This window comes from Pseudomonas citronellolis (genome assembly GCF_900112375.1).
Taxonomy (GTDB): Bacteria; Pseudomonadota; Gammaproteobacteria; order Pseudomonadales; family Pseudomonadaceae; genus Pseudomonas; species Pseudomonas citronellolis.
Genome location: NZ_FOLS01000054.1, coordinates 1 through 22,571 on the forward strand (window position 1 = coordinate 1; position 22,571 = coordinate 22,571).

At 66.7% G+C, this 22,571-nt stretch carries 20 protein-coding genes; 9 read left to right on the forward strand and 11 right to left on the reverse strand.

The window, feature by feature from the left end; all coding sequences use genetic code 11:
* Together BM060_RS31010 and BM060_RS31015 are read right to left on the reverse strand one after the other, a co-directional pair.
* The coding region (locus BM060_RS31010; protein WP_143096616.1) for a DUF2931 family protein at window positions 1–371 on the reverse strand (371 nt) is incomplete at its 3' end.
* Window positions 371–2,389, reverse strand: a complete 2,019-nt coding sequence (locus BM060_RS31015; protein ID WP_245322999.1) for a type VI secretion system family protein — start codon at window positions 2,387–2,389, stop codon at window positions 371–373. The genes BM060_RS31010 and BM060_RS31015, both read right to left, overlap by 1 nt.
* 318 nt (window positions 2,390–2,707) lie before the next feature.
* Between BM060_RS31015 and BM060_RS31020 the strand changes: the two genes are divergently transcribed.
* Both BM060_RS31020 and BM060_RS31025 read left to right on the forward strand, forming a co-directional pair.
* Window positions 2,708–3,157 (forward strand): BRO-N domain-containing protein, encoded by a 450-nt coding sequence (locus BM060_RS31020; RefSeq protein ID WP_074986255.1) that lies wholly within the window; start codon window positions 2,708–2,710, stop codon window positions 3,155–3,157.
* A 126-nt stretch (window positions 3,158–3,283) separates the two neighbouring features.
* Window positions 3,284–3,811 (forward strand): REP-associated tyrosine transposase, encoded by a 528-nt coding sequence (locus tag BM060_RS31025; RefSeq protein ID WP_074986258.1) that lies wholly within the window; start codon window positions 3,284–3,286, stop codon window positions 3,809–3,811.
* A gap of 152 nt (window positions 3,812–3,963) precedes the next feature.
* Here BM060_RS31025 and BM060_RS31030 read toward each other — a convergent pair whose 3' ends face one another.
* From BM060_RS31030 to aptA, 3 genes are all read right to left on the reverse strand, one after another.
* Entirely contained in the window at window positions 3,964–5,460 is a 1,497-nt protein-coding gene (locus tag BM060_RS31030) for a CoA-acylating methylmalonate-semialdehyde dehydrogenase (protein ID WP_074986260.1), read from the reverse strand.
* A 176-nt stretch (window positions 5,461–5,636) separates the two neighbouring features.
* The gene (locus BM060_RS31035; RefSeq protein ID WP_009614286.1) at window positions 5,637–5,930 is read right to left on the reverse strand and encodes a cupin domain-containing protein; all 294 of its coding nucleotides are present in this window, start codon (window positions 5,928–5,930) and stop codon (window positions 5,637–5,639) included.
* Window positions 5,931–7,277, reverse strand: coding sequence for an omega-aminotransferase AptA (aptA, locus tag BM060_RS31040; protein WP_074986262.1), 1,347 nt, complete (start codon window positions 7,275–7,277; stop codon window positions 5,931–5,933). It abuts the gene before it with no gap.
* Window positions 7,278–7,414: 137 nt separating this feature from the next.
* Between aptA and BM060_RS31045 the strand changes: the two genes are divergently transcribed.
* The 5 genes from BM060_RS31045 (at window position 7,415) to argE (ending at window position 12,871) form a co-directional block, all read left to right on the forward strand.
* Window positions 7,415–8,335: a LysR family transcriptional regulator gene (locus tag BM060_RS31045; RefSeq protein WP_074986264.1), complete on the forward strand. Its 921-nt coding sequence runs from the start codon at window positions 7,415–7,417 to the stop codon at window positions 8,333–8,335.
* A gap of 788 nt (window positions 8,336–9,123) precedes the next feature.
* The gene (locus BM060_RS31050; protein ID WP_074986267.1) at window positions 9,124–10,473 is read left to right on the forward strand and encodes a flavin-containing monooxygenase; all 1,350 of its coding nucleotides are present in this window, start codon (window positions 9,124–9,126) and stop codon (window positions 10,471–10,473) included.
* 3 nt (window positions 10,474–10,476) lie between these two features.
* On the forward strand, window positions 10,477–10,899 hold the full coding sequence (locus BM060_RS31055; protein WP_074986270.1) for a RidA family protein: 423 nt from the start codon (window positions 10,477–10,479) through the stop codon (window positions 10,897–10,899).
* 10 nt (window positions 10,900–10,909) lie between these two features.
* Window positions 10,910–11,584 (forward strand): DUF1028 domain-containing protein, encoded by a 675-nt coding sequence (locus tag BM060_RS31060; RefSeq protein ID WP_074986272.1) that lies wholly within the window; start codon window positions 10,910–10,912, stop codon window positions 11,582–11,584.
* Window positions 11,585–11,719: 135 nt separating this feature from the next.
* Entirely contained in the window at window positions 11,720–12,871 is a 1,152-nt protein-coding gene (gene argE, locus BM060_RS31065; RefSeq protein ID WP_135499928.1) for an acetylornithine deacetylase, read from the forward strand.
* A gap of 118 nt (window positions 12,872–12,989) precedes the next feature.
* Here argE and BM060_RS31070 read toward each other — a convergent pair whose 3' ends face one another.
* From BM060_RS31070 to BM060_RS31095, 6 genes are all read right to left on the reverse strand, one after another.
* On the reverse strand, window positions 12,990–14,342 hold the full coding sequence (locus BM060_RS31070) for an 8-oxoguanine deaminase (protein ID WP_074986277.1): 1,353 nt from the start codon (window positions 14,340–14,342) through the stop codon (window positions 12,990–12,992).
* Window positions 14,343–14,497: 155 nt separating this feature from the next.
* Window positions 14,498–15,181: an SDR family oxidoreductase gene (locus BM060_RS31075; protein WP_074986280.1), complete on the reverse strand. Its 684-nt coding sequence runs from the start codon at window positions 15,179–15,181 to the stop codon at window positions 14,498–14,500.
* A 41-nt stretch (window positions 15,182–15,222) separates the two neighbouring features.
* The gene (locus tag BM060_RS31080; RefSeq protein WP_043270233.1) at window positions 15,223–16,023 is read right to left on the reverse strand and encodes an ABC transporter permease; all 801 of its coding nucleotides are present in this window, start codon (window positions 16,021–16,023) and stop codon (window positions 15,223–15,225) included.
* Window positions 16,020–16,643 (reverse strand): ABC transporter ATP-binding protein, encoded by a 624-nt coding sequence (locus BM060_RS31085; protein ID WP_074986282.1) that lies wholly within the window; start codon window positions 16,641–16,643, stop codon window positions 16,020–16,022. Before BM060_RS31085 ends, BM060_RS31080 begins: the two co-directional genes overlap by 4 nt.
* A gap of 197 nt (window positions 16,644–16,840) precedes the next feature.
* Window positions 16,841–18,148, reverse strand: coding sequence for an MFS transporter (locus BM060_RS31090; protein ID WP_074986284.1), 1,308 nt, complete (start codon window positions 18,146–18,148; stop codon window positions 16,841–16,843).
* Between the two features lie 532 nt (window positions 18,149–18,680).
* Complete coding sequence (locus BM060_RS31095; protein ID WP_116425851.1) at window positions 18,681–19,478, reverse strand: AraC family transcriptional regulator; 798 nt, start codon at window positions 19,476–19,478, stop codon at window positions 18,681–18,683.
* 77 nt (window positions 19,479–19,555) lie between these two features.
* Here BM060_RS31095 and BM060_RS31100 point away from each other — a divergent pair, with 77 nt between their 5' ends.
* Together BM060_RS31100 and BM060_RS31105 are read left to right on the forward strand one after the other, a co-directional pair.
* Window positions 19,556–21,172: a gamma-glutamyltransferase family protein gene (locus tag BM060_RS31100; protein ID WP_074986289.1), complete on the forward strand. Its 1,617-nt coding sequence runs from the start codon at window positions 19,556–19,558 to the stop codon at window positions 21,170–21,172.
* Between the two features lie 456 nt (window positions 21,173–21,628).
* A complete protein-coding gene (locus BM060_RS31105) occupies window positions 21,629–22,465 on the forward strand; it encodes an outer membrane protein OmpK (RefSeq protein WP_043270226.1) in 837 nt (278 codons plus the stop codon).
* Window positions 22,466–22,571 lie beyond the last annotated feature (106 nt).

The following is a 22,571-nucleotide window of genomic DNA, read 5'->3' on the forward strand; positions in this document are numbered from 1 at the left end:
CGCTCGGGGATATCAACAGTCACCCGATAGGTCTGCGGCTCGGCCAGGGATTGCCAACGGACAAAAATGCGCTTGGGCAGATCGGCTCCATCGACATATCGGCCGCCTCCCCACCCCACTCGCGGCCCCCAGCCCTTGGCGTTCCCTTCCAAGTTTTCTGGAGTGCTGATGGACACGGTCCCTCCACCCATATGGGGAAAGAAGCGGCCACGGGTATCCTCCACATCTGCCGTCTCCACCCACACTTCCATATAGTCCGGCGCCAGGAAGCCCAACCGCCAATACCGGTAAGGCAGATCACCAGCGCCCTTGTCGGCTTGGGCGCAGCCGCCTAGCAGCGCCAAGCACAGCATCAGTACAAGGCTTTTCATCAGACATCCTTCCTTGGCGGTTGGTCGGCATAGCGGCCGCGGCCACCATCAGCCGGGCGGTTGGGAAATACCACATCGACACGGCTGGTGCCCTGACCAATTTCCGCATTCCAGTTCGAGGACTGGTGAATGTAACGCTGACGAAGCAGGCGCTCCTGCTCCGGTGACAGCTTTCCGCTACCTCGTCTGGCCCAGTCGACCAATGTCGCCGAAATGGGTTCCAACTCAGGAGGAAGAACCAGCTCCTCCGTTGTCGGGATGTCTTTAAATGGCACCCCCGCATCCCGCGCCAATACATGCATTACCCGCAAATAGACAAGGGACAGGTGGCCACGGACCCGGCGCCGCAGCAGCGGCGCCGCCAGTACATATTTCATGCTATCGCGCCGGTCGCCGCTGTATGGCGCATAGTGCTCCCAGACGTCGGTCGTCAGGCTGGCCGAATCATCCTGCGGGTCGAGAAGGTCGGCTCGCTGAAGGTAGGCCGTGGCTTGTTCGGCATTGCGGTAGGCGAGGGTTCGCTGTGCCGGGGTATCCCGGCTGACCCAGTCGCAGAGCGGACGTCCCAGGTAGAGGCTTTCCTCCATCTCCGGCGGGTAACCGCCGCCGAGATCGGAGTGGGCGCCCGGCAGGCTGAGTTCCTGGAAGGGCGCGCTGACGCGGCTGAGCGGGAAGTTGTAGCGGTGTTCGTCGCGCGCGGTGAGGTGTACCACATGCTCGGCACAACCCCATGGCAGGTAGAGGTCCACTTCGCCATTGAGCGCATCGCCGGGCACGCCCCAGGCGCCCAGGCCGCCTACCGAGAGCACGGTATCGAACAAGCCGATGAAGGTAATGCGCACATCGGTGCTCAAGGCGAAGCCCGGGGCGAACGCCTGGCGGTTGTTCTGGACCAGTTCGTCGAGCGGCCCCTGCTCAGCCTTGAGTACCTGGTTAACGAAATGCCGGGCTGCGGCGGCCCCACGACTGAAACCGAAGATATCCAATTCCAGCGTTTCAATGGCATGTTCATGGTTCATATCCATGATCTGCAGGACAGTTTTCTTTAACGAGACAAAGGCTTCCTCAACTTTGGCAAGTACACCGGTGCTACCACGCCCTAGAGCCTGTCCTGGTAAAAGTGTGTCCGGGCCGCCTATTGTGGTTCCTATGCCTGTGACATAGATGCGTACAAGGCTCAGTGATTCCGATGGCTTGAGTACTCTGCCCACGTTATCCCGATACAATTCATGCATCCGCCAAACATTGCTCACATCGTTGGCATAGCTGCTATCGGGGTCGAGCTGATAGCGCTTGCAGCGCTCGTAGACCCCACGGGCCGCCTCGTCGTCGAGCTGTTGCGCGGCGGCGCGGCATTGCTTGCCGACTTCGCTGTTCGCAGCGTTGTTGCCGGTGCCGTCGAAACCGATGAACACCCGCAGGCGGAGGCGCTGGCGGGTATCGGTTTCGAGCTCCTCTTCCTCCTCCTCTTCTTCCAGCACCTGCGGAAGCTCGTCGGGCGGGTTCGCGGAAGGCGTTGCCAAGCGGGCCATCGCGCTGGGCGCGGCCATTGCACTGGCGCCCGGCAGAGGCGCGGGCGGCGTGAAAGGTGCCGGGGTGTGCTGCTGGCCGATGATCACGCTGCCAGAACCACCGATGACCACGCCGCCGTGGCTGTCGATACTGCCCTGGACCACGGCGGGTCGGCCATTGATCAGGACGTTGGGAATGACCTGGCCGCTGATGGCGGCGCCACAGGTACAAACGTCGCCCTGGCGCGCAGCCGACAGGCCGTCGAACTGGACATCGGCAGAGCCACTGGCGATGGCCGACATGCCACATCGGGGGCAGGCGACGGCATCGGTGAGACGGGCAGCGGGTTTACCGGTCATGGGCGTCCCCTTTTCTCCATGAAAAGGAGGACGTTGATTGGCCCCGCACACCCTGACAACCGGATAACTCTTAATCCGGTGTGCGAAATATTTGCTCCATCCTGAGACTTTTTCGACGACAAAAGAGAGGAACAGGCCTCTGCTCATCAGCAAGCCCACTCCTACGATCTCATCAGAAATATCACCATATGCGCTCCACCGGCCGCTCCCTATCCTGCACCGGTCACGGCCAGTGCCGTGACCGGGTTTGGCGACCCAAGGAAGTAGGTGGCGGTACTCGCGGGAACAGTTGCTGCTCTCGCTACCCGCAAGCACGCCGTGTTTCTGCACGCTCAATGGCAGATCGCGCGGGGAGACCTCCGGGTCTGCCGGTGCCTACTTCCGGCTCGCCAACCCCGCGCGGTCTGCCACCCTTCGTTTGGCGACTCGGGTGGCAGCTCTTATCCACAAGTAGGAGTTCCACCCATGCACGACGCATACACCCCCACCTTCTTCATCCGCCACGGTCGCCCCCTGCGCGCGGTCATGATCGACAACCAACCCTGGTTCGCCTCCTACGACCTCGCCCGCCTCCTGGGCATCCGCCGTCCCCACACCTTCCAGCACCGCGTCCTGCCCCACGAAACCCGACGCATCCACCTGCACTACGAAAGCGGCAGCGAAGAAGCCATCGACGTCCTCAACGAGGCCGCGCTCTACAAGGCCCTGGTGCGCTTCGGCAGCCCGGAAAGCCAGCACCTGGATACCTGGCTGACACGCGAAGTCATCCCCAGCCTGCGCGACCAATTAATGCCGGATGGCCAAGCACCGAGACGGGTGATGATGAGCTGGCAGGCGCGGCGGGTGATGTTGCTGGAGTGGCAAGGCGCGCTCTGGGTGCCCTTCGAGGAAATGCCGCGGCTGCTCGCCGATTGATGGGTATCGCTGCGCTCCACCCATCCTACGGGGGTATCAGCACGCTCCGGCATCGACGCCTGGCACGGACCCGTAGGATGGCGTTGAGCGCAGCGATACCCATCACCCCAAGGCCAAGGACGCGCCATGACTACCTACCGCCGTGACCGGACCCCAGGCGCCACCTGGTTCTTCACCCTGGCACTGCACGACCGCCGATCCCGCCTGCTGGTCGAGCACATCGGCCCGCTCCGCGAGGCTTTCCGCTACGTCGCCGAACGGCATCCCTGGGCAATCGACGCCATCGTCATCCTCCCCGAGCATCTGCATGCCCTTTGCACCCTGCCCGAGGGCGACAACGACTATGCCCTGCGCTGGCGGCTCATGAAGGCGCACTTCTCCAGGGCCCTGCCACGCGGCGAAGCGCGCTCGCCAAGCCGCGCCAGCAAAGGCGAGCGCGGCATCTGGCAGCGCCGCTACTGGGAGCACCGCATCCGCGATGAGCAGGACTTTTCGCGGCACGTCGATTACATCCATTTCAATCCGTGCAAGCACGGGCATGTGCAGCGGGTGGTCAATTGGCCGTGGTCGTCGTTTCATCATTATGTGCGCGATGAGGTGTTGCCGGCGGATTGGGCGGGAGGTAATGGGGAGGTCGAGCGGGCCGGGGAGTGAGGGAAATGATGGGTATCGCTTCGCTCAACGCCATCCTACAAACACCGATCCCTGAGGCCCCGTAGGATGGGTTGAGCGAAGCGATACCCATCACGCCCCATAAACGAAAAAGGCCGGTCTCTCGACCGGCCTTTCCCTTACCTCACGCCACCTCAGCTATTGCTGGGGAACGCAAACTGCGCCGCCTCGTGGCTCTTGCGTTGCGGCCAGCGCTGGGTGATGGCCTTGCGCTTGGTGTAGAAGCGCACGCCGTCCGGGCCGTAGGCGTGGAGGTCGCCGAACAGGGAGCGCTTCCAGCCGCCGAAGCTGTGGTAGGCCACCGGGACCGGCAGGGGGACGTTGACGCCGACCATGCCCACTTCGATCTCGTCGCAGAACAGGCGGGCGGCTTCGCCGTCGCGGGTGAAGATGCAGGTGCCGTTGCCGTATTCGTGGTCGTTGATCAGCTGCATGGCTTCTTCCAGGCTGTTCACGCGGACGATGCACAGGACCGGGCCGAAGATTTCTTCCTTGTAGATGGTCATTTCCGGGGTCACGCGGTCGAACAGGGTGCCGCCGAGGAAGAAGCCGTTCTCATGGCCGGCGACCTTGTAGCCGCGGCCGTCGACCACCAGCTCGGCGCCCTGGGCTACGCCGGTGTCGATGTAGCCGGTGACCTTGTCGCGGGCAGCGCCGGTGACCAGCGGGCCCATGTCCAGGCCGCAGGAGGTGCCGGCGCCGATCTTCAGGCCTTTGACCTGCGGGACGATCTTCTGCACCAGGGCATCGGCGATCTGGTCGCCCACGCACACCGCTACCGAGATGGCCATGCAGCGCTCGCCGCAGGAGCCGTAGGCGGCGCCCATCAGCGCGCTGACGGCGTTGTCCAGGTCGGCGTCGGGCATCAGCACGGCGTGGTTCTTGGCGCCGCCCAGGGCCTGCACGCGTTTGCCGCGCTTGGTGCCTTCGCTGTAGATGTACTCGGCGATCGGGGTCGAGCCGACGAAGCTCAGGGCCTTGACTTCCGGGGCTTCGATCAGCGCGTCCACCGCGCCCTTGTCGCCGTGCACCACGTTCAGCACGCCTTTCGGCAGACCGGCTTCCTGGAACAGTTCGGCGATCAGCAGGGTGGAGCTGGGGTCGCGCTCGGACGGCTTGAGGATGAAGGTGTTGCCGCAGGCGATGGCCAGCGGGTACATCCACAGCGGGACCATGGCCGGGAAGTTGAACGGGGTGATGCCGGCGACCACGCCGATGGGCTGGAAGTCGCTCCAGGCGTCGATGTTCGGGCCGACGTTGCGGCTGTACTCGCCCTTGAGGATTTCCGGGGCAGCGGTGGCGTATTCGACGTTCTCGATGCCGCGCTTGAGTTCACCGGCGGCGTCTTCGATGGTCTTGCCGTGTTCTTCGCTGATCAGTTTGACGATGCGCTCTTCGTTGGCTTCCAGCAGTTGCTTGAAGCGGAACAGCACCTGGGCGCGCTTGGCCGGCGGGGTGTTGCGCCAGGCCGGGAAGGCGGCCTTGGCGGCGTCGATGGCCTGCTGCATGGTTTCGCGGTCGGCCAGCGGGACCTTGCGCACGGCTTCGCCAGTGGACGGGTTGAAGACGTCGGCGGTACGGCCGGTGTCGGCGATCAGCTCGCCGCCGATCAGGTGCTTGATGATGGTCATCGTCTTGTCTCTTCTCGCTGAGTGGGGTTTGGAGGAGGAGCGTAAGAGCCCCTCTCCCTAACCCTCTCCCTGAAGGGAGAGGGGATTGTTCGGTGTGTTGGGTGGGCCGCGGGGCTCGCCGGGACGGCCAGGGTAAGCCCGGCCGAACCGGCATGCCTACGCGCGGGCCCGCGGGCTCAGTGTTGCTTGAGCTCGATCTCGATGAAGGCCACTTCGTGGTCGCACGGGTTGATCACGTTGTGCTCGGTGCCGATCTGGCGGGTGTAGCTCTGGCCCAGGACCAGCGGCGCGCGCCGCTCGCCTTCGGGGGTTTCCAGCAGCAGTTCGCCGCCGGTCACCGGGACCACCACGTATTCCATGCCGTGGCGGTGCCAGCCGGTCTCCGCTCCCGGGGCGAAGCGCCACTCGGTGACCAGGACCTTGTCGTTGTCGATCTGCACCGTCGGCACGGCCTTGGGACGCTCGCTCACTTACGCCACCCCGTTGAGGGCTTCGCCGACCGCGTCGAACAGGCGGTCGAGGTCTTCGGGCTTGGCGTTGAAGGTCGGCCCGAACTGCAGGGTGTCGCCGCCGAAGCGCACGTAGAAGCCTTCCTTCCACAGCTTCATGCTGGCTTCGAACGGGCGGACGATGGCGTCGCCGTCGCGGGCGGCGATCTGGATGGCGCCAGCCAGGCCGCAGTTGCGGATGTCGATGACGTTCTTCGTGCCCTTGAGGCCGTGCAGGGCCTTCTCGAAGTGCGGCGCAAGCTCGGCGGACTGCTGGATCAGGTTTTCCTTCTGCAGCAGGTCCAGCGCGGCGATGCCGGCGGCGCAGGCGACCGGGTGCGCGGAGTAGGTGTAGCCGTGGCCGAACTCCACCGCGTATTCCGGCAGGTTCTGGTTCATGAAGGTGTCGTAGATTTCGCTGCTGGCGATCACCGCGCCCATGGGCACGGCGCCGTTGGTGACCTGCTTGGCGACGTTCATGATGTCCGGGGTCACGCCGAAGTATTCGGCGCCGGTGGCCTTGCCCATGCGGCCGAAGGCGGTGATGACTTCGTCGAAGATCAGCAGGATGTTGTTGGCGTCGCAGATTTCCCGCAGGCGCTGCAGGTAGCCCTTCGGCGGCACGATCACGCCGGCGGAACCGGACATCGGCTCGACGATCACCGCGGCGATGTTCGAGGCGTCATGCAGTTCGATCAGCTTCAGCAGTTCGTTGGCCAGCTCGACGCCGCCGGTCTCGGCCGCGCCCCTGGTGAAGGCCATGCCCGGCTGCAGGGTGTGCGGCAGGTGGTCGACGTCCATCAGCGGGCCGAACATCTTGCGGTTGCCGCCGATGCCGCCCAGGGCGGTGCCGGCGACGTTCACGCCGTGGTAGCCACGGGCGCGGCCGATCAGCTTGGTCTTCTGCGCCTGGCCCTTGATGCGCCAGTAGGCGCGGGCCATCTTGATCGCGGTGTCGGCGCACTCGGAACCGGAGCCGGTGAAGAACACGTGGTCGAGGGTGCCGGGGGTCATCTGGGCGATCTTCTCGGCCAGCTGGAAGGACAGCGGGTGGCCGTACTGGAAGCCCGGGGAGTAGTCGAGGGTGCCGATCTGCTTGGCCACCGCGTCGGCGATTTCCTTGCGCGAGTGACCGGCGCCGCAGGTCCACAGGCCGGACAGGCTGTCGTAGATGCGCCTGCCCTTGTCGTCCACCAGCCAGCTGCCCTCGGCGGCCACGATGATGCGCGGGTCCTTGTGGAAGTTGCGGTTGGCGCTGAAGGGCATCCAGTGGGCCTTCAGGTTCAGGTCGGCGGCGGCCGACGGCGCTACGTTCACTTGCTGGTTCATGGAGTTCGTCCTCGACGACTGTCTTGTTGGGCGCGCAGGCCGCGTCACGCCTGCTGCGATGGCTCAAGATTGGGCCTGACTTAACGTGAGTTAAAGCCTATTCTTCTCACGTTCAGTTTCGATTCGGTAAAACAAAAATGGCGAAAACCCGCAGCCCGTCCCTGGGCCAGGTCAGCGATTTCGAAATACGCCTGCTGCGCATCTTCAAGACCATAGTCGAGTGCGGCAGCTTTTCCGCCGCGGAAAGCACCCTGGGCATCAGCCGCTCGGCCATCAGCCTGCACATGGGCGACCTGGAGAAGCGCCTGGGCATGCGCCTGTGCCAGCGCGGCCGCGCCGGCTTCGCGCTGACCGACGAGGGCCGCGAGGTGTACCGCGCCACCCAGTCGCTGCTGGCGGCGCTGGAAGGCTTCCGCGCCGAGGTCAACGAGCTGCACCAGCACCTGCGCGGCGAGTTGAACATCGGCATCATCAACAACCTGGTGACCCTGCCGCAGATGCGCATCACCCACGCCCTGCGTGCGCTCAAGGCGAGCGGCCCGGGGGTACGCATCAACATCGGCATGACCACGCCCAACGAGATCGAGCTGGGTGTGCTGGACGGCCGCCTGCATATAGGCGTGGTGCCGCTCATCAGCCCGCTGTCGGGGCTGGAGTATTCGCCGCTGTACGACGAACGGTCGCTGCTGTTCTGCAGCCGCGAGCACCCGCTGTTCGAGCGCGAGGACGCCGGCATCACGGTGGCGGAAATCCACGCCTGCGACGCGGTGGCGCCCAGCTACCGCATCCCCGCCGAGGCCCAGGAGCGCCACCAGGAGCTGAACGCCAGCGCCAACGCCTCGGACCGCGAGGGCATGGCCTTCCTGATCCTCACCGGCAGCTATATCGGCTACCTGCCCGACCACTACGCCGCCGACTGGGTGGCCCAGGGAAGCATGCGCGCGCTACGCCCGGAGCGCTTCCACTACGACATCCCGCTGACGGTGGTGACGCGCAAGGGACGGCGGCCGAACCTGGTGCTGGAGCGGTTCCTGGAGGCGGTGGCGGAGAGCCGGTAGGAAATGCTGCGGATGAAGCAGCAGCTAATGGCATGTTGTAGGCAGTTTTTTACAACGAAATAGGTTTGACCTTCGTATTACCGAATCCATAGCATCCACTCCACGACTCAACCCCGTACGCAGTGATTCAGTTCGCTGGCTGTTGGGGTGAAAAAACCGGCCCCAAGGCCGGTTTTTTCGTTTCTGGTCTCTCCTGTTATTTACGGTGTGGTGGGGAACTTGGGTTCCCTCTCCCCAGCCCTCTCCCTGAAGGGAGAGGGGGCTTTGTCCGTGCCGAGAAAGACATCGTTTTCGCCGGACACCGCGTGCCTGAGGTTGTTCGCGAGCAAGCTCGCTCCTACAAAGGTAAATGCTACGGATGTGCGGATGAGGTGGTGAGATAAATCATACGTAGGGCGGATAACGCTCCGCGTTATCCGCCGTTTGACCTTGGCCCAATACCGCTGGCTATCAAGCACGGAGCCGCCCTCGAAACCGCGCCAAGCTCAACCACGGCATTGCCGGTTAGGAAGGTGCAGCGGCGGATAACCGCGAACGGTTATTCGCCCTACGCAAGCGCCGCCCCCGTCGCCACACCATCGAATTTGTCTTCCCTGCCACGCAAAAACCTATACCCCCTCCCCGCCGCCCCGCGCGGCGCTTGGCTCGCGGGCCCACAGTTTTTCCCTAGCCTGCGACTACAAAAATCATAATTTCGCTAATGCCCGGGTCTGAACAGAATGCGGCCAACACGCGGTGGACAGTCGCGACCGCAGAACAACAACGATCAGAGTCCGAGGAATCACCCCATGGCCGATCCGAACCAGACCGCCTTCGGCAAGCCCGCCGGCAAATCGCTCGATGGCATTGAAACCGACACCCTCGTGGTGGGCGCCGGGCAGGCCGGCGTGGCCATGAGCGAGCACCTGACCGCCCAGGGCGTGCCGCACATCGTGCTGGAGAAGAGCCGCATCGCCGAAGCCTGGCGCACCGGCCGCTGGGATTCGCTGGTGGCCAACGGCCCGGCCTGGCACGACCGCTTCCCGAACATGGAATTCTCCGTCGGCCCCGACGAGTTCCCGCACAAGGAGCAGGTGGCGGACTACTTCGTCGCCTACGCCAAGCAGTTCAACGCGCCCATCCGCACCGGCGTGGAAGTGAAGAAGGTGACCCGCAACGAAGGCCGCCCCGGCTTCACCGTGGAAACCTCCGAAGGCACCCTCCAGGCGCTGCGCATCGTCTCCGCCACCGGCCCGTTCCAGCGCCCGGTGATTCCGGCCATCGCGCCGAAGAACGAGCGCATCCAACAGATCCACTCGGCCCAGTACTACAACCCGCAGCAGCTGCCCGAAGGCGCCGTGCTGGTGGTGGGCGCCGGTTCCTCCGGCGTGCAGATCGCCGACGAGCTGAACCGCGCCGGCAAGCAGGTGTTCCTCTCGGTAGGCGCCCATGACCGCCCGCCGCGCTCCTACCGCAACCGCGACTTCGTCTGGTGGCTGGGCGTGCTCGGCCTGTGGGACGCCGAGGAAGTGCAGCCGGGCCGCGAGCACGTGACCATCGCCGTGAGCGGCGCCCGTGGCGGCGAGACCATCGACTTCCGCCGCCTGGCCACCGAGGGCATCACCCTGGTCGGCCTGACCAAGGCCTTTGCTGACGGCAAGGTGAGCTTCCAGGAAGATCTGGTGAAGAACCTGCAGGCGGGCGATCAGAACTACCTCGACCTGCTGGACGCCGCCGACGCCTACATCGAGCGCAACGGCCTGGACCTGCCGGAAGAGCCGGAAGCGCGCCGCGTCTACCCGGACGCCGAGTGCATCCGCAACCCGATCCTCGAGCTGGACCTGGCCGCCGCCGGCATCACCTCGATCATCTGGGCCACTGGCTACGCCGTGGACTTCAACTGGCTGCAGGTGGACGCCTTCGACGACAAGGGCAAGCCCAAGCACCAGCGCGGCGTGTCCCGCGAGCCGGGCGTGTACTTCGTCGGCCTGCCGTGGCTGTCGCGCCGGGGCTCGTCGTTCATCTGGGGCGTGTGGCACGACGCCAAGCACGTCGCCGGGCACATCGCCACGCAACGCAAATACGTCGAATACCAGGACGCCTCGCAGCGCGGGGCCTCCGCTGAATCGCAAGCCAAAAAAGCCGCTTCCTGGGAGTAAGTGATGCCTACCCACACCCGCATTCGCATGTTCAACACCAAGGACACCTACCCGAACCAGTCCCTGGACAACGACCTCTGCCAGGCCGTGCGCGCCGGCAACACCGTGTACGTGCGCGGCCAGGTCGGCACCGATTTCAACGGCAACCTGGTTGGCCTGGGCGACCCGGCGGCCCAGGCCGAGCAGGCGATGAAGAACCTCAAGCAACTGCTGGAAGAAGCCGGCAGCGACCTGTCGCACATCGTCAAGACCACCACCTACATCATCGACCCGCGCTACCGCGAGCCGGTCTACCAGGTGGTCGGCAAGTGGCTCAAGGGCGTGTTCCCGATCTCCACCGGCCTGGTGGTCTCGGCCCTGGGCCAGCCGCAGTGGCTGATGGAGATCGACGTGATCGCGGTGATTCCGGACGACTGGGAAAAATAAGGAGCGGCCCATGACCTTCTCCATCGTCGGCCGTTGCGCCGAAACCGGCCAGCTGGGCATCGCCATCAGCTCGTCGAGCATCGCCGTCGGCGCGCGCTGCCCCTGGGTACGCGCCGGCGTCGGCGCGGTGGCCACGCAGAACGTGACCCTGCCGGCCCTGGGCCCGCAGATCCTCGACCGCCTGGAAGCGGGCCTGGCGTCCGCCGCCGCGCTGGACCAGGCGCTGTCCAGCAACGGCTACAGCGAGTACCGCCAGGTGACGGTGATCGACCAGCACGGCCAGGTGGCGCTGTTCACCGGCAGCGAGGCGCTGGGCGTGAACCACGCGGTGGCCGGCGAGAACTGCGTGGCGGCGGGCAACCTGTTGTCGTCCACCGCGGTGATCGAAGCCATGACCAAGGCCTTCGAGGCGGCCGACGGCTGCCTGGCCGAACGCCTGCTGGCGGCGATGCAGGCGGCCATGGCCGCCGGCGGCGAAGCCGGGCCGGTGCATTCGGCGGCGCTGAAGGTGGTGGGCGACCTGGTCTGGCCGATGGTGGACCTGCGCGTGGACTGGGCCGACGAGGCGCCGATCGACGAACTGGAAAAACTCTGGGTAGCCTACAAACCGCAGATGCAGGACTACATCACCCGCGCGCTGGACCCGACCAAGGCGCCGAGCTACGGCGTGCCCGGCGACGAGTGATATCCAACCTGTAGGAGCGAGGGGGACGCCCAGTTCTTGCTCGCGAACCAACCCTCGCTGCGGGGGCGGGTTCGCGAGCAAGCTCGCTCCTACGTTTAAAAGAATGCAGGGTTTAAAAGAATGCAGGAGCCGAACATGCCCAGCAGCCGTGACATCCTCGCCAGGCTGATCGCCTTCGACACCGTCAGCCGCAATTCCAACCTGGCGCTGATCAAGTACATCCAGGACTACCTGGCCGGCCTGGGCGTGGAGGCCGAGCTGTTCTTCGACGAAGCCGGCGGCAAGGCCAACCTGTTCGCCACCCTCGGCCCGCGCGACCGCGGCGGCGTGTGCCTGTCCGGGCATACCGACGTGGTGCCGGTGGACGGCCAGAACTGGAGCGTCCCGCCCTTCGAGCTGAGCGAGAACGACGGCCGCCTGTACGGCCGCGGCACGGCCGACATGAAGGGCTACATCGCCTGCGTGCTGGCCGCCGTGCCGGCCTTCCTCGCCCAGCCTTTGCGCGTGCCGCTGCACCTGGCCTTCTCCTACGACGAGGAAGTCGGCTGCCTGGGCGTGCGTTCGCTGCTGGCGGACCTGGAACGCCGCGAGCACAAGCCGATCGCCTGCATCATCGGCGAGCCCACCGAGCTCAAGCCGGTGCTCGGGCACAAGGGCAAGCTGGCCATGCGCTGCCAGGTGCACGGCGCGGCCTGCCACTCGGCCTACGCCCCGCAGGGGGTGAACGCCATCGAATACGCGGCGAAGCTGATCAACCACCTCGGCGAGATCGGCACCCGCCTGGCCGCGCCGGAGCGACACGACCCGCGCTTCGACCCCCCCTACTCCACGGTGCAGACCGGGGTGATCGGCGGCGGCCGCGCGCTGAACATAGTCCCGGCCGAATGCCAGTTCGACTTCGAGGTCCGCGCCCTGCCCAGCGATGACCCGCAGCAGGTCGCCGAGCAACTGCGCGACTACGCCGAAACCGAGTTGCTGCCGAAGATGCGTGCGGTGAAGGCGGAGGCGGATATTCGCTTCAGTGAGCTGTCGGCGTATCCGGCGTTGGCTACCGATCCGGAGAGCGAGGTGGCGCAGTTGTTGGCGCGGCTCAGTGGGTCGGATGAGTTTTCCACGGTGGCTTTTGGTACCGAGGGGGGGCTGTTCGATCAGGCGGGCATTCCGACGGTGGTGTGCGGGCCGGGGAGCATGGACCAGGGGCATAAGCCGGATGAGTTCGTGAGTGTGGAGCAGTTGGCGGCTTGTGATGCCATGCTGCTACGCCTGCTGGCGTGGATGAAGGCCTGAGGGCCGGACGCTTTCGTAGGATGGGTTGAGCCTGCGAAACCCATCGGGCCATGGTGATGGGTATCGCTTCGCTCAACCCATCCTACGGGGCCGCGAATGCGCGAGAACGGCTCCGGTGTCAGCCGATCAGTTTGCGTGCTGCCTGGGTGTGCGCAGCGATCAGGCCCTTGAGGTCCAGGCCCTCCACCTCGCCATCTACCACCCGCCAATTCCCCCCGACCATCACCCTGTCCGCCTTGTCCGCCCCACACAGCAACAGCGCCGACAACGGATCATGGCTCCCGGAAAACCGCAGCTCATCCAGCTTGAACAACGCCAGATCCGCCTGCTTGCCCGGCGCCAGTTCGCCGATGTCGCTGCGACCCAACAGCTTCGCCGACCCCCGGGTAGCCCAACCCAGCGCCCGTTCCGGGGTGATCTCCTCCGCACCGTAGCGCAGCCGCTGGATGTACAGGGCCTGGCGCGCTTCGAGAATCATGTTCGAGGCATCGTTGGAGGCCGAGCCGTCCACGCCGATGCCCACCGGCGCGCCGGCGGCTTCCAGGGCCACGGTGGGGCAGATGCCCGAGGCCAGGCGCATGTTCGAGCTGGGGCAGTGGCAGATGCCGGTGCCGGCTTCGCCCAGGCGCTTTATTTCCTCGTCGTTGAAGTGGATGCCGTGGGCCAGCCAGGTGCGCGGGCCGAGCCAGCCGACGCTGTCGAGGTAGTCCACGGTGCGCTGGCCGAAGCGCTCCAGGCAGAAGTCTTCCTCGTCGAGGGTCTCGGCCAGGTGGGTGTGCAGGCGCACGTCGTGGTGCTCGGCCAGCTCGGCGCTGGCGCGCATGATTTCCGGGGTCACCGAGAACGGCGAGCAGGGCGCCAGGGCGATCTGCACCTGGGCGCCGTCGCCGCGCTGGTGGTAGTCGCGGATCAGCCGTTCGCTGTCGGCGAGGATGTCTTCGGCGCGCTGCACCGTCTGCTGCGGCGGCAAACCGCCATCGGCCTCGCCCAGGCTCATGGAGCCGCGGGTGAGCATGGCGCGCATGCCCAGCTCGGCGACCACCCCGGCCTGCACGTCGATGGCCTGCTCCAGGCCGTCGGGGAACAGGTAGTGGTGGTCCGCCGCGGTCGTGCAGCCGGACAGCAGCAGTTCAGCCAGGGCCACCTTGGTGGCCAGCGCCAGTTGGTCCGGGGTCAGCCGCGCCCACACCGGGTAGAGGGTCTTCAGCCAGGGGAACAGCGGCTGGTTGACCACCGGCGCCCAGGCGCGGGTGAGGGTCTGGTAGAAGTGGTGATGGGTGTTGATCAGGCCGGGCAGCAGCACGTGCTGGCTGGCGTCGAATACCTGCTCGCAGGGCTGCGAGGGTTGCTGGCCAAGGGCGAGCAGTTCGACGATGCGGCCGTCCTGCACGACCAGGCCGCCACGGGCGTCGAGGCCGTTGGCGGTGAAGATGGCGAGGGGGTTGCGCAGCCACAGGCGGGGGGATGACATGGGTGAATCCTCTGAGTTGCGGAGCCGCCGCCCGAGGCGAGCCGGCTCCCGGTTGTACGGGAAGCCAGCTCAGTGTTCACCCTGTCTGCTGATCCAGGTACGCCTTGACCCGCAGGTCAGGCGTCGGCGCATGGTAACGCCGCCGCCGGCATCCGTCACCAGTCGATCGTCGTCCCCTGGTAGTCCAGGTAGTGCTGGCCGCCGCGCCCGGCGTAGGCCTCGACCTGGTCGATGAGCCCGGCGGCGCTGGTTTCCACGTCCAGCGGCGCGGCCTCGCCGCCCATGTCGGTGCGCACCCAGCCGGGGTGCAGGTTGAGCACCGTCAGGCCGGTTTCGCCCAGCCCGGCGACCAGGCTGCGCGTCAGCGAGTTCAGCGCCGCCTTGCTCGCCCGGTACAGGCCCATGCCGCCGGATTCGTTGCCGGCCACGCTGCCCAGTTCCGAGGTCATGAAGGCCAGCACCCCGCGCTGCGGCTCCAGCAGCGGCAGCAGGCGCTCGGCCAGGCGCAGCGGGGCCACGGCGTTGACCATGAACAGCTCGCCGACCTCGGCCAGGCTGGCGTCCAGCGCCGACTGGTGCGCCGGGCCGTAGATGCCGGCGTTGATGTAGACGAGGTCGAAGCGCTGCCCGGCCAGGGCTTGGGCGAGGCGGTCCTGGGAGGCCGCATCGTCCAGAACCAGGGACTCGACGCGCACCGGCAGGCTGTCCAGCACGCCGGCGTTGGCGGCGTCGCGCACGGTGGCGGTGACCTCCCAGCCGCGCGCCAGCAGCTGGTTCACCAGGCCCAGGCCAAGGCCGCGGGAGGCGCCGATGATCAGGGCGGAATTGGCAGTGCTCATGGGGCTCTCCCCTCGGGATGGAAAAGCCCCAGCATACCCGCTCAATCCTCGCCGCGCAGGCGGTCCAGGCGCAGGCGGTCGCGCTCGTCGGTGAGCCGCCAGGCCGACAGGTACACGGCGCCCAGGGCCGCGGCGAACCCGGCGCCGACCAGCAGGAACATCAGCAGGATCTGGTAGCGCGCAGCGTCCAGCGGGTCCATGCCGGCGAGAATCTGCCCGGTCATGATCCCCGGCAGGGTGATGATGCCGGCGGCGGCCATCTGGTTGAGGGTGGGGATCAGCCCGGTGTAGAGCGCGCGGCGCAGCACCCCGCCAAGCGCGGTGTAGCGGTCGGCGCCCAGGGCCAGGCGCGCCTCGATGGCGGCGCGCTCGCGGGTGACGCTGGCGAACACCTGGTTCAGCGCCAGGCTGGCGGCGTTCATCGCCGTGCCGAGGATGATGCCCACCAGCGGGATGGCGTGCCGCGCGTCGTACCACGGCTGCGGCCGCAGGCTGCCGGCCAGGGCGAAGAGGGCGATGCCCAGGGTGGCGATGCCGACGCTGCTGCCGCCGATGCCCAGGTGCCAGAACCCGGCCAGCCGGCGGCGCTGCCGCGAGCCGACCTCGAAGCTGGCCGCGGCGAGCATCGCCAGCACCACCCCGGCGGTCAGCCAGGGCGAGGACAGGGCGAACACCTGGCGCAGGAACAGCCCCACCAGCACCAGTTGCACCACCAGGCGCACGGCGCAGACCAGCAGGGTGCGCTGCAGGCCCAAGCGCAGCGCCCAGGACAGCGCGGCGGCGGCCACGATCAGCAGCGCCGCCAGGGCCAGTTCCGGCAGGCCGAGCTGCAGCGGCGTCATGGTTGCACCTCGCCCAGGCCGTGTTCGTCGAGTTGCAGGTGGACGTCCGCCAGGCGCCGCGCCTGCCCGGCATCGTGGCTGACCACCAGCAGGCCCAGGCCTTCGGCCTTCAGTTCCTGCAGCAGTTGCTCGACGCCCTCGCGGCTGGCCGCGTCCAGCGCCGCCGTGGGTTCGTCCAGCAGCAGGAAGCGCGGCCGCTGCACCACCGCGCGCAACAGGGCCAGGCGCTGGCGCTCGCCTGTGGATAACTGCGCCACCCGCGCCTGCAGCAGCGCCGGGTCGAGACGCACCCGCGGCAGCAGCGCCCGCACGGCGTCGAGGTCGGCGAAGTGCGCGGCGACGCCCTCCTCCCACCAGCCGGACTCCGCCGCCACATAGGTGACCAGCCGCCGCCAGGCGCTGGCCGGCATACGCTCGCGCGCCACCCCGGCCAGGCTGACCTGGCCCTGGTTGGGATCGAGGTCGGCGAGCATGCGCAACAACAGGCTCTTGCCGATGCCCGAGGGGCCGCTGAGCACGCTGCAGCGGCCGGGCGCCAGGTCGAGGTCGAAGGGCCCGCTCAGCGCCCCGCGCAGGCCGCGGGCCAGAAGAGGCCCAAAGGGAATATCCAAAACGCTCATGAACTCGCTTCGTCAGGCCATAAGCCGCCGAGCATAACGTAGGGCGTATAACCGTTCGCGGTTATACGCCGCTACACCCATCTCCCCGCCCCTCATAAGCCCAGCCCAGGCGACCCAAAAACGACAAGACCCAGCATCTGCCAGGCCTCGTGGATAAAACGCCCCGGAGCAACCCCGGGGCCAGGGCACGCGCCCTATCAGTCGGTAGTGATCTTCGAATGCGTCCGGGTGTCCTTCATGGTCACGTAGACCAGCAGCGAGCAGGCGATGCAGCCGGTGACATACCAGTAGAAGCCACTCTCCATGCCGATGCTCTTGAACCACAGCGCCACGTACTCGGCGGTGCCGCCGAAGATGGACACGGTCAGCGCGTACGGCAGGCCCACGCCCAGGGCGCGGATTTCGGTGGGGAACAGCTCGGCCTTCACCACGGCGTTGATCGAGGTGTAGCCGCTGACGATCACCAGCGCCGCCATGATCAGGAAGAACGCGCCCCACCAGGTGTCGATGCTGTGCAGGGTGCTGAGGATCGGGTAGGTGAAGACGGTGCCCAGCACGCCGAAGGCGATCAGGATCGGGCGCCGGCCGATCTTGTCCGACAGCGCGCCGACGATCGGCTGCAGCAGCATGAACAGGAACAGGGTGGCGGCCGAGATCATGGTCGAGTCGGTCTTACTCATGCCCACGGTGTTCACCAGGTACTTCTGCATGTACGTGGTGTAGGTGTAGAAGGCCAGGGTGCCGCCCATGGTCAGGCCGACCACGGTGAGGACTTCCTTGGGATGGCGCAGCAGGGCGCGCATCAGGCTTTCCTTGGGCTCTTCCTTCTTCTTGGCGAAGGACTCGGTCTCTTCCATGCCGCGGCGCAGGAACATGGCGGTCACCGCGCACAGCGCGCCGATGAAGAAGGGCACGCGCCAGCCCCAGCTTTCCAGCTGTTCGACGGTCAGTGTCTGCTGCAGCACGATGAGCACCGCCAGGGCGATGAGCTGGCCGGAGATCAGCGTCACGTACTGGAAGCTGGAGAAGAAGCCGCGTTGCTCCTTGTTGGCCATCTCGCTGAGGTAGGTGGCCGAGGTGCCGTATTCGCCGCCGACCGACAGGCCCTGCAGCAGGCGCGCGAGCACCAGCAGGATGGGCGCGCCGACGCCGATGGTCTCGTAGCTGGGGGTCAGGGCGATGATCAGCGAGCCGAAGCACATCAGCAGCACCGAGGCCAGCAGCGCGGCCTTGCGGCCCTTGCGGTCGGCGTAGATGCCCATCAGCCAGCCGCCGATCGGGCGCATCAGGAAGCCCACGGCGAAGATCGCGGCGGTGTTGAGCAGCTGGGCGGTCATGTCGCCCTGGGGGAAGAAGGCCTTGGCGAAGTACAGGGAGAAGGCGGCGTAGACGTACCAGTCGTACCACTCCACCAGGTTGCCCACCGAACCGCTGAAGATCGACTTGATGCGCTGGGAGGTCGTACGGGGCGCGGCAGAAGCGGAGACGGCGCTTGCGCTATCCATGGGTAATCCTCTTGTCGTTGTTGTCGTCGGGTGCGCGGACCACGAAACCGGCACCGGCGCGCCACGAGGTGCGGCGCAGTGTGGAGGGCGATAGCAGGCAACGTGCCAAGGGCGCAAAGCCGCGTGGGGCAAGGGATTACGGCGGTTTCGTACGGTGTGGGCAGGCGGTTGGATGCCGATGGGTGGGGTGGGTGAGCGGAAATCCGCTTATTTGGAGTGGCTTTTCGTAGGAGCGAGCTTGCTCGCGAATGGTGGTCTGCCGAGGCTTCGGTGTTTGTCCTGAAGAGCGCCCTCTCCCTAACCCTCTCCCTGAAGGGAGAGGGGACCGTTGGGCAGGGTCGGGTGTTTTGGAGTCAGCCGGCGACGCCGAAGGTTTCTGGCTGAAACCATTCCTTCTCTCGGCACGGACTAGCCCCCTCTCCCTTCAGGGAGAGGGCTGGGGAGAGGGGCTCTTCAGGGCATGCACCACACCCAGCCGGTTGGCGCCGTTCGCGAGCAAGCTCGCTCCTACAGGAAGAAAGACCGCAGCGGCTCAACGCTGCTTGAACAACTCCCCCGGCGTAAAACCGAACAACCCCTTGAACGCGGCTATATAGGCCGAAGTGGAGTCATAGCCACAATCCAGCGCCGCAGCGGTCACGCTGGCTCCATCCTCCAGCACACCCAGCGAACCAAGCAGCCGCTGGCGTTGGCGCCAGAGGCGGAAGCTCATGCCGGTCTCGCGCTGGAACAGGCGCGAGAGGGTTTTTTCCGACGTGCCCAGGCGCTGCGCCCAGTCGCCCAGGGTGAGGCTGGTGCTGGGCTGTTCGATCAGCGCCTGGCACAGCTGCAGCAGCCGCGGCTCCTGGGGCATGGGCAGGGAGAAGGCGACTTCCGGCAGGGTGCGCAGCTGGTCCAGCAGCACGCTCACCAGGCGCTGCTCGGGGCTGTCGCCCTGTGGATAATCCACCGCCAGCTCGCAGAAGCTCTTGATCAGCTCGCGGGCCAGCGGCGTCACCTCCAGCACCCGGCAGCGTGGTTCCGCCCAGGCGCAGGCCTCGGCGCTCAGGTAGAGGCTGCGCATCTCCGCGCGGCCGGAGGTGACCACCTCGTGCTCCAGGTACGCCGGTATCCAGATGGCGCGCTGCGGCGGGGCGAAGAAGCTGCCCTCGGCGGTGTGCACGCCGAGCACCCCGCTGATGGCGTAGGACAGTTGCACCCAGGCGTGGTGGTGGCGGCCGGTCCAGGAGCCGGCGCGCAGGCTCTCGGCGCGCGCGTAGACCGGCCGCGGCAGGTCGTCGAGCGTGGGAATCGCGCGTTGCAGATGGGGGTGCTGTCCGTTCATCGCTATGCTTTGGCTTTGTATCGCTAGTGGACAGAGTCTGGCAGGGCTACCCTGCCGCCTCAAGCCGTCAACGGAGCCCGCCCATGCTGAATTTCTCCGCCCAGGAATATCCCTATGCTTCGCAGCGCTCGCTGGTGTACGCCCGGCGCGGCATGGTGGCCACCTCGCAGCCGCTGGCGGCGCAGGTCGGGCTGGACATGCTCAAGCGCGGCGGCAACGCGGTGGACGCCGCGGTGGCCACGGCGGCGGCGCTGACGGTGGTGGAGCCCACCGGCTGCGGCATCGGCGGCGATGCCTTCGCCTTGGTGTGGGTGAAGGACAAGCTGCACGGCCTGGACGCCGCCGGCTACGCGCCCGGGGCGTTGGACATCGGCACGCTGCGCGGCGCCGGCCACGCGCGCATGCCGCTGTACGGCTGGACGCCGGTGACCGTGCCGGGCTGCCCGGCGGCCTGGGCCGAGCTGTCGGTGCGCTTCGGCCGGCTGCCCTTCGCCGAGCTGCTGGCCCCGGCCATCGAACTGGCCGAGCAGGGCTTCCCGGTCTCGCCGGTGATCGCCGGCCTCTGGCAGAGCGGCCTGGACAAGTTCCGCGGGGTGCGCGACGCGCACCCGGAGCTGGCGGCCTGGTTCGACGAATTCCTCATCGACGGCCGCGCCCCCCGCGCCGGGGAAATCTTCCGCAACCCCGGCCAGGCGCAGACCTTGCGCGAACTGGCGCAAAGCCGCTGCGAGAGCTTCTACCGCGGCGCCCTGGCCCAGCGCATCGCCGCCCACGCCCGGGACAGCGGCGGCTACCTGGACGAGGCCGACCTGGTCGGCTACCGCGCCCGGTGGGTCGAGCCCATCGCGCTGAACTACCGCGGCTACGACGTCTGGGAAATCCCCCCGGCCGGCCAGGGCCTGGTGGCGCTGATGGCCTTGAACATCCTCAAGGGCTTCGAATTCGGCGAGCGCGACAGCCCGGACACCTGGCACCGCCAGCTGGAGGCCATGAAGCTGGCCTACGCCGACGGCCGCGCCTACATCGGCCAGCCGGACGCCATGCGCTTCAGCGTCGCCGACCTGCTCAGCGACGACTACGCCGCCAGCCGCCGCGCGCTGATCGGCGAGCGCGCCCTGGAACCGCACCCGGGCAAGCCGCGCGCCGGCGGCACCGTGTACCTCGCCACGGCCGACGGCGAGGGCAACCTGGTGTCGTTCATCCAGAGCAACTACCACGGCTTCGGCTCCGGCGTGGTGGTGCCCGGCACCGGCATCGCCCTGCAGAACCGCGGCGCCGAGTTCAGCCTCGACGCCGGTCACGTCAACGCCCTGGCCCCGGGCAAGAAGACCTTCCACACCATCATCCCCGGCTTCCTCAGCAAGGGCGGCGTGCCCCTGGGCCCGTTCGGCGTGATGGGCGCCTACATGCAGCCCCAGGGCCACGTGCAGATGGTGATGAACCTGGTGGACTTCGGCCTCAACCCCCAGGCCGCGCTGGACGCCCCGCGCTGGCAGTGGCTGGGCGACAAGCGCATCGGCATCGAGCACGGCGCGCCGCGCAGCCTGGCGGCGGTGCTCACCCGTCGTGGCCACCATGTGGAAGTGGCCCACGACCTGAGCAGCTACGGGCGCGGCCAGATCATCCTGCGCGACCCGCGCAGCGGCGTGCTCTGCGGCGGCACCGAGCCGCGCACCGACGGGCAGATCGCCGCCTGGTGAGGGCCGCCGCCGGGCCGGCGGAGGTGCTTGCGCGGCGCGGCTCTGGCATCATCCGCGCCCGGAAAGGCCGCGGCCGCCCGCAAGGTGGCCGCCGGGGCGCTTGTGTAGATTCTTCACAGCAAACTTGTATACACATTTTGAATTGATTCCATTCAACTCAACGCAATCGTGTATTCAATAAGCCCTGTCCATGCTCGCCAAAATGGCGCTTCGGCTCGTTGCACTGCCCTGTTTGAAGGCACGACTTGTCCCATGAGTCAGGTTTTGCCCGATGCCAGGCCTTCGCCGGCCGCGGCGCAGGCCCATGAAACAGCATGGCTTTTCCCAAAACACAGAAGAAAACCGGGCCCGCGCCCCGCGTTGGCCCCGATCTTGCCTCGGCAGGCCAAGCCTGACCGAGTGGACAGGTTCAGAATTCCAATTAGATCGCAGCACTTCAAAACCTAGGAGCACCACATGACTCGCACCCTCGCATCCCTGCTGCTCGCCGGCGGGCTGCTGGCTACCGGCCAGGCCATGGCCGGCGGCGAAGACCTCACCCCCGCGCCGGCCAGCAACGACGGCCCGCTGATCTGGCACAACGAAAGCCTGACCTACCTGTGGGGCAAGAACTTCAAGGTCAACCCGCCGATCCAGCAGACCTTCACCTTCGAGAGCGCGAGCGCCTGGACCTGGGGCGACATCTGGTTCTTCGTCGACCAGATCAACTACAACGGCAAGGAAGACAGCCAGAACGGCAAGAACACCTACTACGGCGAGTTCAGCCCGCGCCTGTCGTTCGGCAAGATCACCGGCGCCGACCTGTCGCTGGGCCCGATCAAGGACGTGCTGCTGGCCACCACCTACGAATTCGGCGAAGGCGACACCGAGGCCTACCTGATCGGCCCGGGCTTCGACCTGGCCCTGCCCGGCTTCGACTACTTCCAGCTGAACTTCTACTACCGCAAGCCCGACGGCAACCGCGTACCCTCCGGCGCCTGGCAGGTCACCCCGGCCTGGGCCGTGACCATCCCGGTGGGCAACTCCGACATCCTCTTCGACGGCTTCATGGACTGGGTGGTCAACAACAAGAGCGCCAGCGCCAGCGAACGCGGCCAGAGCGACTACCACGCCAACCTGCACTTCAACCCGCAGATCAAGTACGACCTGGGCAAGGCCATGGGCTACGAGGCCAAGCACCTGTACGTGGGCGTGGAGTACGACTACTGGTCCGACAAGTACGGGATCAAGGATTCGCAGTTCTTCACGACCGACCAGAACACCACCAGTCTGTTGGTGAAGTACCACTTCTGATTGGGGCTGGGCGCTTTTCTGTTCTGTAGGAGCGAGCTTGCTCGCGAACGGTGCTTGCAGGGGGCTTCGGTGCCTGTCCTGAAGAGCGCCCTCTCCCTAACCCTCG

Coding starts and splice junctions, on each gene's coding strand:
- BM060_RS31090 (WP_074986284.1), bottom strand. CDS start 18,148: ATGGATAGCGCAAGCGCCGTCTCCGCTTCTGCCGCGCCCCGTACGACC.
- BM060_RS31100 (WP_074986289.1), top strand. CDS start 19,556: ATGCTGAATTTCTCCGCCCAGGAATATCCCTATGCTTCGCAGCGCTCG.
- BM060_RS31085 (WP_074986282.1), bottom strand. CDS start 16,643: ATGAGCGTTTTGGATATTCCCTTTGGGCCTCTTCTGGCCCGCGGCCTG.
- aptA (WP_074986262.1), bottom strand. CDS start 7,277: ATGAACCAGCAAGTGAACGTAGCGCCGTCGGCCGCCGCCGACCTGAAC.
- BM060_RS31045 (WP_074986264.1), top strand. CDS start 7,415: ATGGCGAAAACCCGCAGCCCGTCCCTGGGCCAGGTCAGCGATTTCGAA.
- BM060_RS31070 (WP_074986277.1), bottom strand. CDS start 14,342: ATGTCATCCCCCCGCCTGTGGCTGCGCAACCCCCTCGCCATCTTCACC.
- BM060_RS31050 (WP_074986267.1), top strand. CDS start 9,124: ATGGCCGATCCGAACCAGACCGCCTTCGGCAAGCCCGCCGGCAAATCG.
- BM060_RS31060 (WP_074986272.1), top strand. CDS start 10,910: ATGACCTTCTCCATCGTCGGCCGTTGCGCCGAAACCGGCCAGCTGGGC.
- argE (WP_135499928.1), top strand. CDS start 11,720: ATGCCCAGCAGCCGTGACATCCTCGCCAGGCTGATCGCCTTCGACACC.
- BM060_RS31080 (WP_043270233.1), bottom strand. CDS start 16,023: ATGACGCCGCTGCAGCTCGGCCTGCCGGAACTGGCCCTGGCGGCGCTG.
- BM060_RS31015 (WP_245322999.1), bottom strand. CDS start 2,389: ATGAGCAGAGGCCTGTTCCTCTCTTTTGTCGTCGAAAAAGTCTCAGGA.
- BM060_RS31030 (WP_074986260.1), bottom strand. CDS start 5,460: ATGACCATCATCAAGCACCTGATCGGCGGCGAGCTGATCGCCGACACC.
- BM060_RS31055 (WP_074986270.1), top strand. CDS start 10,477: ATGCCTACCCACACCCGCATTCGCATGTTCAACACCAAGGACACCTAC.
- BM060_RS31025 (WP_074986258.1), top strand. CDS start 3,284: ATGACTACCTACCGCCGTGACCGGACCCCAGGCGCCACCTGGTTCTTC.
- BM060_RS31075 (WP_074986280.1), bottom strand. CDS start 15,181: ATGAGCACTGCCAATTCCGCCCTGATCATCGGCGCCTCCCGCGGCCTT.
- BM060_RS31105 (WP_043270226.1), top strand. CDS start 21,629: ATGACTCGCACCCTCGCATCCCTGCTGCTCGCCGGCGGGCTGCTGGCT.
- BM060_RS31020 (WP_074986255.1), top strand. CDS start 2,708: ATGCACGACGCATACACCCCCACCTTCTTCATCCGCCACGGTCGCCCC.